The 14,449-nt window shown below is 40.2% G+C and carries 11 protein-coding genes; all 11 read right to left on the bottom strand.

Annotation, left to right across the window (positions count from 1 at the left end; genetic code table 11):
* Window positions 1-549 precede the first annotated feature (549 nt).
* The gene (locus H5157_RS05605) at window positions 550-1,410 is read right to left on the bottom strand and encodes a copper resistance protein B (RefSeq protein WP_182724336.1); all 861 of its coding nucleotides are present in this window, start codon (window positions 1,408-1,410) and stop codon (window positions 550-552) included.
* Complete coding sequence (locus H5157_RS05610; protein WP_182724337.1) at window positions 1,407-3,230, bottom strand: copper resistance system multicopper oxidase; 1,824 nt, start codon at window positions 3,228-3,230, stop codon at window positions 1,407-1,409. Before H5157_RS05610 ends, H5157_RS05605 begins: the two co-directional genes overlap by 4 nt.
* Window positions 3,231-3,257: 27 nt before the next feature.
* Window positions 3,258-3,728: a DUF4440 domain-containing protein gene (locus H5157_RS05615; protein WP_024596192.1), complete on the bottom strand. Its 471-nt coding sequence runs from the start codon at window positions 3,726-3,728 to the stop codon at window positions 3,258-3,260.
* A gap of 15 nt (window positions 3,729-3,743) precedes the next feature.
* Complete coding sequence (locus tag H5157_RS05620; protein WP_024596191.1) at window positions 3,744-4,631, bottom strand: copper resistance D family protein; 888 nt, start codon at window positions 4,629-4,631, stop codon at window positions 3,744-3,746.
* A 19-nt stretch (window positions 4,632-4,650) separates the two neighbouring features.
* Window positions 4,651-4,998 carry a copper resistance CopC family protein gene (locus tag H5157_RS05625; protein WP_004589258.1) on the bottom strand — a complete coding sequence of 116 codons (348 nt, stop codon included), beginning with the start codon at window positions 4,996-4,998 and terminating at the stop codon, window positions 4,651-4,653.
* Window positions 4,999-5,022: 24 nt separating this feature from the next.
* Window positions 5,023-6,855, bottom strand: coding sequence for a 2Fe-2S iron-sulfur cluster-binding protein (locus H5157_RS05630; RefSeq protein ID WP_024596190.1), 1,833 nt, complete (start codon window positions 6,853-6,855; stop codon window positions 5,023-5,025).
* A complete protein-coding gene (locus H5157_RS05635; protein ID WP_223230573.1) occupies window positions 6,855-7,475 on the bottom strand; it encodes a PepSY domain-containing protein in 621 nt (206 codons plus the stop codon). Before H5157_RS05635 ends, H5157_RS05630 begins: the two co-directional genes overlap by 1 nt.
* Window positions 7,476-7,554: 79 nt before the next feature.
* Window positions 7,555-10,719 carry an efflux RND transporter permease subunit gene (locus H5157_RS05640; protein WP_004589255.1) on the bottom strand — a complete coding sequence of 1,055 codons (3,165 nt, stop codon included), beginning with the start codon at window positions 10,717-10,719 and terminating at the stop codon, window positions 7,555-7,557.
* Window positions 10,720-10,733: 14 nt separating this feature from the next.
* A complete protein-coding gene (locus H5157_RS05645) occupies window positions 10,734-12,476 on the bottom strand; it encodes an efflux RND transporter periplasmic adaptor subunit (protein WP_004589254.1) in 1,743 nt (580 codons plus the stop codon).
* Window positions 12,476-13,903 (bottom strand): TolC family protein, encoded by a 1,428-nt coding sequence (locus tag H5157_RS05650; protein ID WP_182724338.1) that lies wholly within the window; start codon window positions 13,901-13,903, stop codon window positions 12,476-12,478. The genes H5157_RS05645 and H5157_RS05650 overlap by 1 nt, the downstream gene beginning before the upstream one ends.
* Window positions 13,903-14,400: a DUF411 domain-containing protein gene (locus H5157_RS05655; RefSeq protein ID WP_036956660.1), complete on the bottom strand. Its 498-nt coding sequence runs from the start codon at window positions 14,398-14,400 to the stop codon at window positions 13,903-13,905. Before H5157_RS05655 ends, H5157_RS05650 begins: the two co-directional genes overlap by 1 nt.
* Between the last annotated feature and the right edge of the window lie 49 nt (window positions 14,401-14,449).

The following is a 14,449-nucleotide window of genomic DNA, read 5'->3' on the forward strand; positions in this document are numbered from 1 at the left end:
TTTTACTTTTTACTTTTTACTTTTTACTTTTTACTTTTTTAAACAGCTTTAACTTCACAAGTATAAAAGGGGTGTCTAATTTATACTCATGAGATTGAAGCCAAGCATGAGCACCATTAAAAGAAATAAAAACCCTACGCTCATAACTAGGTATTGAGTAATGGATCATTTTTCCAATTGTTCAGCTTTAAGCGCAGTACTTTGCAACAATCGGTTCTATCCCGGGCACATCCAATTCCCGTTCATCAAAAGTGATAAAATGGCCTATTGTACGTCTTTCAATGGCGATGTTTTTTGCCTTGACTCTTTAACCTTAACCATTCGCCAACTTTACTTCTTAGCTGATATTCCACCTTGATAGGTATACACCAGACTGGCACCGATTGAAAACAAGAAGTAGCTTACTATTACTGCTCTTAGTTCTTTCCAAAAAAACTATTAGCTAGGCCTTTCCTAACATAACTAAAATGGTTTAAATCCCAAAAAACGAAAGCTACCATCAATATAGTTGCGGTAGCTCTCATCAAGTCAATATAGTATTTCTTCATATCAGAGCCAGAACTTGATACCTGCAACAAAAGCAGTATCACGAGTACTTTGCCCATTTAACTTCGCAAAGTCGGCTGTATTACCAAATTTATTTGTCCACTCAACGCCAACATAGGGAGCAAACTGGCGGGTAAACTCATAACGAACCCGAAAACCAATAGCACTGCTAGACAAGCCACTACCAAGGTTATTTTGGACGTCATCCTTACCGTAAAGCGTCAACTCTGCTCGTGGTTGAACAATTAACTTTTGAGTAAGTAATAGCTCATACTCAGCTTCGATCGAAAATGCACTATTACCTTGCTCTCCTAAATACGCAGTCATATCAATTTCAAACCAGTAGGGGGCTAGACCTTGTAAACCAAAAGCTAGCCATTTGCGGTTTTCACCTTCGTTATTGTAATCAAGTCGAATACCGACTTGTGTATCCCAATAAGCAGATATTGCGTGGCCCCATAGAAAATCTGTTTGGTTCTCCTCTAAATTACCTTCGCTAAAATCTCCTTCAGTTTTGATGACTAATCTATCAAAAGTAGTGCCATACCATGCCTGAAAGTCAAAAACACCTGCGTTTGTTTGCTCATTATATTCAAGACGATCCCCTAGTAGCGCGTAAAATGAATGCTCATCTGCCAAAGTCAGTCGTTTGTCGCTACTGAGTGCATAAGGGCCTTCAGTCAAAGTTGTACCTGCTGCATAAGCATGGGGGTCTCTAGCATCTTTAGGTGCATCTCCACCCTGTGCTTGCATTTTAGGATCACCCATCTCAGTCATCTCATCTTTTGCAGATACAGATACACTTATAAGGGGCAAACCTATTAATAATAGTCTTAAGGTATTGGTTAGTATTAATTTTTTCATGATACAACTACCTCTCTAAACATACCTGCATCCATGTGGAATAATAAATGGCAATGCCATGCCCAGCGACCTACGTCATGAGGTGTTGTTAAAAAACTAATTCTTTGCGCTGGTTGTACAGGGATAGTATGGCGACGAACCTGTACATCACCTTTTTCATTCTCCAAATCGCTCCACATACCATGCAGGTGCATGGGATGTGTCATCATTGTATCGTTTTGTAAAATAACTCTTAAACGTTGATTATGCTTCATGTGAACTGGCGTGCTTTTTCCAAATTCCAAGCCATCAAATGACCAGCTATAACGCTCCATGTTTCCAGTTAAATGTAATTCAATTTCAGCCTCTGGCTCTTGCTGGTTTGTAATTCCCTCAAGAGAATGTAAATCTGCAAGTGTTAAAACACGGCGTCCATTTTTACGTAAACCTATACCGGGATCATCAAGGTTTGTTCTAGGCATATCAACACGCATATCAACAGAAGCTCCATACTCTGTTTTTGCATGACGCACTTTAGTGCTAGCAACAGCTAATGGGTTTTTAGTCATTCCATGTTGACTATGATCCATTGCCATCGCTCCATGACCCATTGCACTATGATCCATTTTATTAGAATTCATGCCCGACATACCTGCCGTATCAGCCATTGTAGAATGCACACTATCATGGGTCATATTGCCCATCATATCTGTCATCGTTAACCACTCAACGGGGTCTAAAGAAGGTACTGGTGCATCAACGTTAGGTGCCATTGATAAAGTACCTTTAGCATAACCTGAGCGATCCATGCTTTGTGCAAAAATCGTATATGCATCATTTTTTGGCTCGACAAGTACATCATAAGTTTCACCGGGACCAAATCTAAATTCATCTACTGTCACAGGTTCAACATTTTGTCCATCAGCTTGTACAACTGTTAACTTCAGCTCAGGTATTCTTACATCAAAAAACGTATTGCTAGAACCGTTAATAAATCTAAGCCTAACCTTTTCGCCAGCTTTAAACATTCCACGCCAGTTTGTCAAAGGCGCACAACCATTCATTAAAAAAGTCATTGCAGATGCTGATAAGTCTGCAAGATCTGTAGGGTTCATTCTCATTTTATTCCACATTTCCCGGCGTTGTAGCGCATTTGAAACGCTGCTATTTGAAATGTCATCAAAAAACTCTGGAACAGTAGGTTGATTAAAGTTAAATACATCGCTCTGTACTTTTAACTTGCGGAACAAATCCATTGGGTCATCATCAGTCCAATCAGACAATTGGATAACATGCTCATTGTCAGCACTAATAATATCCTTTTCTCTTGGCTCAATAATTAATGCGCCGTACATACCTGTCATTTCTTGAAAGCCACTGTGTGAGTGATACCAATATGTGCCGCTTTGTTGCAGCTTAAATTTATAAACAAAGGTTTCACCCGGCATTATACCTTTAAAGCTAATACCCGGTACGCCATCCATTTGATACGGAAGAATGATCCCATGCCAATGAATTGAACTCGGCACTGATAATTTATTAGTTACCCTGATAGTAACGTCATCACCTTCTCTGAGGCGCAAGGTAGGAGCTGGTATTGAGCCATTGATTGTTGTAGCCATTCTTACAACACCTGTGAAGTTTACGGGTGACTCATCTATCACCAGATCTATTATTTCTCCACTTAGTTCGGGCACAGTACCTGTTATTGTTCCAGCCACTAAAGATGAAGCAGCATGAAGAATGCTTGGAAAAGCAGCTAATATACCGCCAGCAGCTAAACCTTGTACAAAGCGTCTACGCGGTGTAGAAATTTGATGTAATGGATCTTTAATTCTCATTTTACTCTCCGAGGTTTGACCAATAAATTAGTGTGACCAATGAATGTGCTTAATTTTCCATTCACCGTTTTGCTTTTCGAGAACCATTGTTTCCATCCCTTGATAATCACGTTCTTCACCATTGTAAGTACCTTTAGTTTGACTACGCGAGGCAGAGATAGCTGTATTTCCAAGTATCGTCACTTGATGTTCAAGTGTGTCGCTCTTCATCGCTGCTAAATACTTCATATCCGACAACATATGATGATGAGCATATTCATCAGCGCTCCTTTCAACGCGGCCTCCCTCGAAAATGGTGACATCATCCGCTAACTGCGCTCTAGCCTGTTTTTGATTGCCAGTTTCAAGTGCTTGATGAAATGCCAAAACAACTTTTGCGGCTGGTGTATCTACACCTTTAAACAATCCTTTGTCTTTATTCTTATCACCATGAGCGTTTGCTGCGAAACTAAACGTCATTAATAAAACGAGTAGGATATTTATTGTTTTCATTTTCATTTTCTCTTTTAGGTTTTAATTTGCAGGGCCAACAACACTAGTAAGCCCAGCCGTTACAGATAAAATGGCAAAAGCTACTACCATTTCTATCGAGATAGATTTAGATAAAGCCTCTCTGCCTTGACTATTTTTAAGTTGTGGAACGAGTATTAGTTTATGTTTAGCAGCAAGTGCCAAAATAGACACTACAAGGGCCAATTTAAACAACAGTGTTTGTCCGTAACTTGAGCTTATTAGTGCATCAAGACTTCCGACCAATTGAATCACGAGCCAGAGGCCTGCTACCAACAATAGGCTCAATGTAAAACTTGCTTGTTTGCCAAAGCTTTCCATCAGCAAATGAAGTTCTGCATAACTTAGCTGATGGCAAGCCTGTTTTAGTGGCAATAACGCCCCAAACCACCATGCCATAACGAGCACATGCAAAATAAGCAAGCCTTTTTCAATTGTGCCTAACTCAGAAATATGACCCAGTAACGTGAATGAGTATGCAAGGATTAATAAACTCAACATTAAAGCGCTTTGTTTTAAGTACGAGTTCACAGCGAGTTTGAACCTTAAAGCTAAAGCGATTATTGCGGTAACTAGCCCAAGCGCTCGAAGCAAAGCTCCAGTGCCGACAGAGGAGTCCCACATAATAGCCAATATATCAGCGTCTATCGCCCCCTGAATTCCCTCTTCTGCCATTGCACCAGTACTGGCAAAGAACCAAGTAATATTAGCGATCAAAGCCATAACTATATAAGTTCTTGTCCACGTTAAATTCGCTATTACAGCATTAGTATGAGATTCATTATTCTCAAATATTTGCCTGAAAAATGTATAACCAGCAATACAGGCAAAGCCGACGTAAAATACAATTTTTGACAGTACAATGACTGTATTCCAGATATACATTTCCATATCAATCACACCGCCTATTTTAGTGAACCATAAAGCCGAAGCTATGTTTCATTTTATGACCATCGTTACCTAAGAAGGTTACATCCACAGCATAGTTTGCAGGAGCTAATTTAGGTAGTTTCCATGTAAATTTGCTAGTAGCGACTTTAGAAGGCTCGAATCCAAATTTAAATTCTTCGCCTTGTTTATTGGCCAATGAAACTTTTACAACCCGTACCTCTTTGGTGAACACCAAAGTTAACTCTTCTGGAGGATTCATTAGCATTGCATTATCAGCAGGCACACTTTTTTCAAGATGCACATGCGCAAATACCGCACTACTAAAAACGACACTGATTACGGTTAAAAATTTAATTAATGTTTTCATATATACCTCTATTTATTTAATGGATTAACGACTAAATTTATCTTTGAAAATTTGATTACTTGGAATCCCAGCATCTGTAATTATTTTTTCCACTTCACTCATCATTGCTTCTGGACCGCACAAGTAAAACTCAGCCAAAAGCAGTTCTGATTTTTGGTTCATATACGGCAGAAGTACTTTTTGAACATAGCCTGAGTGCCCTTGCCATTCTTCTGAAGGATTAGAAAGAGTAGGAATATAAGAGAAGTTTTTATGCTTCTCACTCAGTGACTTCAATTCATTATGGTATAGCAAGTCATCTTCAGTTCGCGCACCATAGATAAGAGTCAAACCACTTTTATCTTTATGCTTTTTCAACTGTTCAAAAATAATAGACCTCAGTGGTGCAAGTCCTGAACCCGCACCAATAAACACGCGACTAACTTTTTTATTTGAAGTGGCATAAAAATCAGAAAAAGGGCCTTTTGCAGTTATCGTTTCACCTACTTGGAGTGAACCTAAATAACTTGAACCTATTCCTGCTTTAAAACCATTCTTTGCGGTCTGCCAACGGATATTAAACATTAACTCATCAGACTCCTCGTCAAAGTTAACTAATGAGTAGTGGCGAGTTACACCGTTATGAGAAAATTTTCCATGATAGTAGCTATCCCAGTATTTTTCATAGCACTCTGGCATATCATCTGGACGTAAGCTATTCATCCCTGCTGGCACATCAAATTGCATATATGCACCAGCTTTAAATGCCAACTGTTTGCCTGATTTCAGCTTAAATTTCACTTCCTTGATAAAAGGAGTAATGAAATTAGTCGCAACCACAACTAGCTCATGATTTTCAATATTGCGATCAGTATTAACTTCAATCGAACTAATTTCAGAGAACCTATGCTGACATCCAAGCCGATAACCTTCCTTAAGTTGCTCCTGAGATAAATGTTCCTGTTCAGATAGTGTGATAGGTAATTTAGTTGAACTTAAGAACACGCATTTGCCACAAGTACCGCCACCACCGCAACCTGAAGGAAGGTATACATGTGAACTAGCTAGCCCTTCTAGTACAGTTGAGCGACCAACTGCTGAGATGTCAGTAATAGTATTTTCATTGGAAAACGTCACTGCCACTTTTTGCCTGTTAGTGCCCCAACCTAGCTTCAGTAAACCACTTCGATACTGTTGTATCAGCCAAGTAACACCAGTAATTGAAAGGAATAGCGTTGCAAAAGCAAATGCAATGATCAACCAATGGTTAAATCCTCCAGAATTGCCATAGTCCATAAAGTGAAGCTTCATCATCAGATCTTTCAATCTGAAATCATCATTGGCATGGCGAAGTACTTGACCTGTAATACTATCTAAATAAATAGTTGTATTGTTCTCATCCTCAACGGCAACTTGCCACATAGGATTTTGCTGCCTTACGTGATCAGAAAACGGAGGTTGAGATAACACTGGAGTAGTTAACTTACCCTGTCCTGAGTAGGAGTTTTTTGCCAAAGTTAGTACTTGTTCTTCAGACAAATTAAATGGCTTTCCTGTTACAGCATCAAATAGCTTTGAGTGGCGTTCTTGATAGCTATGCTGCCCCTTATCGAACACAAAATGATAGTAAGGCTGATGTAAAACCCATATAAGGTTTACTTCCTGCGGAGCATTACTAGTAATGTCTTTAATAGGGAATAGGTCAAAGCCTGTAATGCTACCTTCATGATGAGAATGAACTCTAAGTTCATTACCACTGGCTTTACTGTGATCCATCAAATTGAAGTAAAGGCCCGTTCCCAACCAAATAAGCAGTTGTAAACCAACAAATAAAGAAAGCCACTTGTGTATCGTTGTATTTAACTTAAATAGTCGCATCAAATGACTCCCTTTTTATTTGGGGAAAGCACTCGGTAATAAGTCAATACTGCGCCAGTAATTGCTCCCATTAGACCTAGAGTTGCGACCAAGAACAAAAACCAGTTAGATACGTTTTCTCCATCATAGTAATCCATAATGTGGAACCGCCACATCCAATCAAACAATCGCCAGTAATCATGACGCTTGGCAACAAGTGATCCTGTTTGTTGACTTATATAAAATGTCGGTGTGGAGAATTGCTCAAACGTCACTCTCCAAACAGGTAAATGCCTTGGGGACAACTCAGCAGGCAAGTTTGTCGCTGACTTAATCAACCTTACGCTGTCGATTTGATGATTCAGCGCATAATGGTATTGTGCGATTTCTTTAGCCTTGATTTCATCTACAAGTGCCTGAACAGCTCCAGTTTTAGCATCTATTGCTACTTTTCCATTTTCTCCATTAATAAAAGAATACAAAGGACGGCCCATACTTTGAGTAAGTGTAACTTGGCTAGCTTTAGGATAATCCGCAGCTAGCTTTACAATGGAGTAATCCATACTTGCTAAATCTATTTTGGCTTCCTCACTCTTAGCCAAGGTTTCGCCGTGTATATAGTGAATATCCATAGTCACCATATACACGCCTGTAATAGACCAGAAGAGGAATTGTATTCCGACAAATGCCATTAGCCATTTGTGATATTTTCTAGCCGTGCTAAGCATTACTTTTTAGCTCCGCCTTAGAAAGCTCCTTGTTAAAGGCGTTTAATTCTGGCTTTTTAACGATTGAGTAAATTACTGGGAGCACAATAAGAGTGAGTAGCACAGCACTTGTCATTCCGCCTACCATAGGTGCAGCAATACGACTCATAATCTCCGAACCTGTTCCTGTACCATATAAAATGGGCATCAAGCCGATAATGATTGTTGCAACTGTCATCATTACTGGACGAACTCGTAAGCCTGCACCGTGCAATAATGCATCTTGATATGCATCATCAGAGATAGGTTCAGCTCGCTCTTCAGCTTTTTCCTTAAGCTCAGCAAGTGCCTGATTGAGATAGACCAACATTATCACACCAATCTCAACCGCTACCCCAGCTAGAGCAATAAAGCCCACGCCAACAGCCACAGAGAAGTTAAACCCTTCCAGATACATCAACCATAAGCCACCAATCATCGCCATCGGCAAGGTAACGATAATGATAGCCACCTCACTAAACGCTCTGAAGTTTAAGTAAAGTAGAATAACAATAATGGCGAGTGTTAAAGGCAATACATAGGTGAGCTTTTCTTTCGCTCTTTCCATATATTCGTATTGCCCAGCCCAAGTAATTGAATAACCTGCTGGTAGTTTTAGATTATTAGCCAAGTGTATTTTTGCACTTTCAACATAAGTACCTACGTCAACACCGTCTATATCGATAAACGTCCAGCCATTTAAACGAGCATTTTCACTCTTAATTCCCGGCGGACCGTTCTCAACTCGAATATCTGCGACATCACCTAGTGCAATGCGTTGACCACTTGGTGTTACAACAGGTAATCGTGATAGCTGCTCAGGAGAGTCTCGATAGTCTTGCGGATAGCGTAAGTTAACAGGGTAACGCTCTTGACCTTCTACCGTTTGGGTAACGTTCATACCACCAATAGCTGTAGAAACCACTTGTTGAACATCTTCGATGTTTAACCCAAAGCGACTTGCCTTATCGCGTGAAATATCAACCTTGATATATCGTCCACCTGCAACTCGCTCTGAGTAAACTGATGCTGTGCCTGTAACTTCGGGTAAAATTTGCTCTATTTGTTGGCCGATTTCCTGAATCACATCAAGCTCTGGTCCGGCGACTTTAATACCCACAGGCGTTTTTATGCCTGTTGCTAACATGTCGATTCGGGTCTTGATTGGCATAACCCAAGCATTCGTTAAGCCCGGAAACTTAACCAATTTATCAAACTCAGCTTTTAACGATTCAGTAGTCACACCCTCTCGCCACTGCTCTCGTGGCTTCAATTGAATAAAGGTTTCAATCATGGTTAAAGGTGCAGGATCGGTTGCAGTTTCAGCTCTTCCTACTTTACCAAATACAGTTTCAACTTCTGGCACAGTGCGAATAAGCTTGTCTGTTTGCTGCAATAACTCCCTTGCTTTACCAATTGAAATACCGGGATAGGTAGTAGGCATATACATGAGATCGCCTTCATCCAATGGCGGAATGAATTCACTACCAATTTTATCGACAGGCCAAAAGCCAACGATAGTCACTAATATTGCTGCTACTATTGTCGATTTTGGAAACTTCATGACTTGCTTTAAAACAGGCATGTAGATAGCAATCAATAATCGGTTTAACGGGTTTTTCTTTTCAGAAACAACTTTGCCTCGAATAAAGTAGCCCATCAAAACAGGCACCAATGTGATCGCCAAACCTGCTGATGCCGCCATTGCATAGGTTTTTGTATAGGCGAGCGGAGAGAACATTCTTCCTTCTTGCGCTTCCAAGATAAATACAGGTAAGAATGAGACTGTAATGATCAGTAAGCTAAAAAATAGTGCAGGGCCTACTTCACTCGCAGCCTTAGCAACAATTTGCCAGCGATTTTCATCTGTTAGTGGTGTTTTCTCCATATGCTTGTGCATATTTTCAATCATCACTATTGCACCATCAGTCATCGCACCAATCGCAATAGCGATACCGCCTAAAGACATAATGTTGGCATTGATGCCTTGCATATACATGATAATGAACGACACCAAGATACCTAATGGCAGAGTAACAACTGCCACAATAGATGAGCGAAGATGAAATAGGAAAGCCACACAGACAATAGCAACGACTGCAAGCTCCTCTAGCAACTTGCTCCAAAGATTATCAACAGCACGATCTATTAACTTCGATCTGTCATAAACAGGGACAATCTCCACCCCCTCTGGTAGAGAAGATTTAAGCGATTCAAGTTTTTCTTTTACCCCGTTTATGGTTTGTTGAGCGTTTTCACCAAAGCGCATAACGACAACACCACCAACAACTTCGCCTTCACCATTAAGCTCTGCGATACCACGGCGCATTTGAGGCCCTAAATTAACGGTAGCAACATCACCAATACGCAATGGCGTGCCTTGTTCGTTAATACCAAGTGGGATTTTCTCTATATCACTAACTGATTGAATATACCCCGTTGCGGTAACCATATATTCAGCTTCAGCCATTTCCACAACGGATGCGCCAGTTTCTTTGTTCCCTTTTTGTAAGGCTATTTGTATTAAACTTAGAGGAATATCGTAAGCTCTCAATTTATCAGGATCTACTTGCACTTGATACTGCTTAACCATACCACCAACGGCGGCAACTTCGGACACGCCCGGAACAGTTTGTAGTTCATACTTTAAGAACCAGTCTTGAATGCTTCTTAATTGGCTTAGATCATGGTTTCCAGACTTATCTGTTAAAGCGTAAATGTATACCCAACCCACACCTGTTGCATCAGGTCCTAATTGAGGTTTTGCCGAATCAGGCAGGCTTGATGCTACTTGGCTTAAGTATTCAAGTACTCTGCTTCTAGCCCAATACAAATCAGTATCGTCATCAAAAATAATGTAGACGTAGGAATCACCAAAAAATGAGTAACCACGAACAGTTTGCGCCCCCGGCACTGATAACATCGCTGTAGTAAGAGGAAATGTCACTTGATCCTGCACTACTTGTGGTGCCTGTCCCGGATAGCTCGTCTTAATTATCACCTGCACATCAGAAAGATCGGGGAGTGCATCTACTGGTGTTTTTTGTAATGAATACAAACCACCAAACGCGATAATTAAGGTAATCAACAAAACAAAGAAACGATTGCCGATAGACCATCTAATAATTGATTCAATCATTATTTTTCTCCCACTTAATGATTAGAATGATCAACAGCAGCTTTATTTTCCTTGCCGTGTTGTTCATCTGATTCAAGAGAAATGTCAGTGATAACTAAGTCATCTCTAACCTCAAAAGTGAAAGTGACATTATCACCGACATTGAAATCAACCATTTCTATATTGTCCGCGACGATAAAATCCATCGTCGCAGCAGGTCTATCCCATTTCTCTATTGGGCCTCTGCTAATATTTAGAATCCGTGTATCAATATCAATCGCATTAATCAAACCAGATACTGTTGCTGATGATACTTCAGGCTCACTCATGATATGAATTCCAGTAATTTCATATCCACCGTCTTCGGTTTTGCTCACTTCAAAGTGCAAAGATTGACCTGACTTTAATGAGTCAATATCGACTTTTTCAGCCACAGTAAAATCCATAACCATTTCAGGCCAATCCCAAGCTTCAGCAGGGCCATGTGAAATATTAACCATGCGGTGCCCTGCCATAACACTATTAACATCCCCTTGCATCCAAACAGAGTTAGGCACTTCATCATGAGTCATTCGTTTAAAGTCAGAGCTTTTACTTGATTCAGAATCAATCAAGAATTGGGCAGATGTCACCACAACGTCATCTTCATTTAAGCCGTCTAATATTTCGATGCTGTCGATATCAACCCGGCCAATAGTCACTTCAATAGATTTAAATTGCCCATCACCTAACGCAAGTACTACTCTGTCCTGTTTACCTGTTCTAATAACGGCTTCTTTAGGCACGAGGATGGTGCTATCAGCTTGATTAGCGTGAATAGAGACTTGTGCAAACATATTTGGTTTTAATTGATAGTCTGTGTTATCAAATTTCAATCTCACTCGGAGTGTGCGTGTTTTACTGTTCAATGTTGGATAAACATAATCAACGACACCAGCCCAGTCCTCACCGGGTAAATAATCCAGTGTCATTGATACAGGAAGTCCTTTTTTAATTAAGGCTGCGTCACGTTCAAACACTTCTGCTTCAACCCAAACTTGATCTAGCTGGCCAATGCTTAATAAGGTGTTTCCCGGCTTTACATAAAAACCTTCTCTAACCTTCAAACCATCGACAACACCTGCTTGTGGTGAATAAAAGGTAATTGTTTGCTGAACCTTTCGTGTCTTTTCTAGCTTTTGAACAAAGTCTGCTGAAAGCTGTAACGCTTTTAGGCGATCTTTGGCTGCTGAAATTAAAGAACTATTGTTGCGCTTTAACGCTATTAACAGCTCTTCCTGAGCATTAACTAACTGAGGAGAATATAGTGTATAAAGAGGCTGCCCTTTCTCTACAGGGTTACCTGCTGCTTTGATGTAAAGTTTATCAATCCAGCCATCAACCCGTGGGTGGATATGAATTAGCTTATCTTCATCATATTGAACATAACCTACCGTTGAGATTTCAGTATGCATATTTTTCAGTTCAACAGGTGCAGTGCGAACCCCAAGGTTATTCACTACATGAGGCGCAATTTTTACTGCTCCGGGGCCAAAGTCATCACCAGATGATCCTTCCTCATACACTGGAATTAGATCCATCCCCATAGGCGACTTACCGGGCTTGTCCCGGCGGTAATTAGAATCCATCGGTGCAACCCAATACAGAGGCTTTTTTTCTCCTGATGTTGCTTCATTACTATTACTGTTTGAGCCAGTACCTTGATATAAACTCAATGCTCCAGCACCAAGTGCTGCCCCAATGATGATGGCAATAATTGTTTTTGTATTCGTTGACATTATTTTTCTCCAAATTGCTGACTGGATAAGTGCTGATTAGTTTTGTGTGAAGTTTGCATCGACTTATGTTCAGCATTTGAGTTAGATTGAGAATGCGCAAAGAAATAGTTGATACGAGCAACTGTTTTAAGTGCGTCAACATCAATTCTTAAAGCTGATATTCTGGTATTTAATTCGGCAATTCTTGCTCGAACAACTTCGGCAAAATCGCCATCATCATTTGTGTAGGCTGTCAATGACGCTTCTGCTTGGTCATGAGTTTGTTTAAGGAGTTGTTCTTGATAGATAGATTGTCTATCTGATAAGCGTTTAAGCTGTCTTAGTTCTTTTTCTAAAACACTGATCATTTGCTTTGTCAGTAATAGTTTCTCGGTTTTAATAGTCTCTGAATCTGCAATAGAAGCTGCAACTTGCTTATCTTGTCTGTTCTCGGTAAACAAGGGTAAATCAAACGTTACCCCAACAGAAAATAAATCAGCTCGGCTATCACCAGAGGGCATATTGTCGCGATAGGCATAACTAGCATTAACACCCCATTGCGGCTCATATTGCTGTTTAGCTAATTCAACACCTTTTTCTGAAGCTTTGCGTTTTATATCAATTGCAAGTATGGCTGGGTGATTCGAAAGCTCCTGAGCCAATAGATTTCTTGAGTAATTAGATGCTTTTAGGACTGTTGGATTATTCAAAGTAATTGCAGGTAACTTTTTAGAAACCCTAAACTCTAATGGTTGCGCGTCAAAGTTGAATGATTCATTCAAACGATCCGCATCGTAAATATGAAGCCACTCATTGAGACGAGCGATTGTCGTTTCTAGTTTCTGCTTTTGCGAAGTTAATCTGTCATCTAACTGCACGATTTCCAACTGAGCACGAATAACATCTTGCTGTCTAGTTTTACCAACAACGTTTGAATAGCTAGCTTTAGCCACTTCCGCCATCTGCTCAAAGAGAGACCAATCATCTTCAATCAATTTAATAGTTTGTTGGGCTAAGTAAGCATCTAACCAAAGTTGTGACACTTGGCTTTTCAACTTAGCTTTACGATCCTCTCGTAACAGTGGAAATTTCGTGGACTCAATTTGTAACTGGTCTTTCTTGATCTCTAGACTGTCGCCTCTCGGAAACATTTGAGAGACGCCAACCTTTAGCTGAGTCATTCCTTCCTGATCTAAATCCCAAGTATCTGTTGGTAAATTCATTATCCCTAGCGATACTTTCGGATCAGGCAAAGTACCTGAAGCAATACTTCTATTTTCAACTGCACTTTGTTTCAATCGGCTACCATGAAGCCAAGGATCATTTTGCTGAGCTAAGGTGATAGCTTGTTCAAGCGACACTACTTTCTCAGCTTGAGCTGAGAATACAGATAAGCCGAGTATTAATGCAGTTGAAAGTGAAGTAAGGTTTGAAGAGTTCAATTTCATTAGAATTGCTCCTCGTATGTCTTAACTTTTGCATAGACTTTGCTCGTTCCATCTTTAAATAGAATTAACACGTTGTATGGCATAAAGCGGTCATCGACTTCCATACCGGGAGAGCCAACTGGCATTGCTGGAACTGAAAGCCCAATCGCATTGGGATGTTCTTCTGATAAGAACTGCTGAATAAATTTAGCAGGTATATGACCTTCAAAGGCAAATCCATTTCTACTCACTGCCGTGTGGCATGAACGGTAATTAGGTTTGATACCATACTTAGTTTTGATGTTGCCGATGTTTCGGAAATCTTTGGAATGCGCAACGATCCCTTTGTCTTCAATATGAGTTATCCATTTTTTACAACACCCACAAGTAGGGGTTTTATAAACGATTAACTCCAAAGGTGTTACGTCGTGATTGTCTGCATGGTTATGTTCGTTGGCGTTTGCAAACGCAGGTGAAAGCAGCATTACTACTGCTATTTTTAAATACTTATTGATCATTTTTGCCCCCAGACATCGCTGGAAAATATCTATAGCGCTACGACGCTAT

The organism is Pseudoalteromonas sp. SG43-3 (genome assembly GCF_014164385.1).
GTDB lineage: Bacteria > Pseudomonadota > Gammaproteobacteria > Enterobacterales > Alteromonadaceae > Pseudoalteromonas > Pseudoalteromonas distincta.

Bases quoted from the DNA above. Each gene is read 5' to 3' on its own strand.
- H5157_RS05605 (WP_182724336.1), bottom strand. From the start codon at position 1,410: ATGAAAAAATTAATACTAACCAATACCTTAAGACTATTATTAATAGGT.
- H5157_RS05610 (WP_182724337.1), bottom strand. From the start codon at position 3,230: ATGAGAATTAAAGATCCATTACATCAAATTTCTACACCGCGTAGACGC.
- H5157_RS05615 (WP_024596192.1), bottom strand. From the start codon at position 3,728: ATGAAAATGAAAACAATAAATATCCTACTCGTTTTATTAATGACGTTT.
- H5157_RS05620 (WP_024596191.1), bottom strand. From the start codon at position 4,631: ATGGAAATGTATATCTGGAATACAGTCATTGTACTGTCAAAAATTGTA.
- H5157_RS05625 (WP_004589258.1), bottom strand. From the start codon at position 4,998: ATGAAAACATTAATTAAATTTTTAACCGTAATCAGTGTCGTTTTTAGT.
- H5157_RS05630 (WP_024596190.1), bottom strand. From the start codon at position 6,855: ATGCGACTATTTAAGTTAAATACAACGATACACAAGTGGCTTTCTTTA.
- H5157_RS05635 (WP_223230573.1), bottom strand. From the start codon at position 7,475: ATGGTGACTATGGATATTCACTATATACACGGCGAAACCTTGGCTAAG.
- H5157_RS05640 (WP_004589255.1), bottom strand. From the start codon at position 10,719: ATGATTGAATCAATTATTAGATGGTCTATCGGCAATCGTTTCTTTGTT.
- H5157_RS05645 (WP_004589254.1), bottom strand. From the start codon at position 12,476: ATGTCAACGAATACAAAAACAATTATTGCCATCATCATTGGGGCAGCA.
- H5157_RS05650 (WP_182724338.1), bottom strand. From the start codon at position 13,903: ATGAAATTGAACTCTTCAAACCTTACTTCACTTTCAACTGCATTAATA.
- H5157_RS05655 (WP_036956660.1), bottom strand. From the start codon at position 14,400: ATGATCAATAAGTATTTAAAAATAGCAGTAGTAATGCTGCTTTCACCT.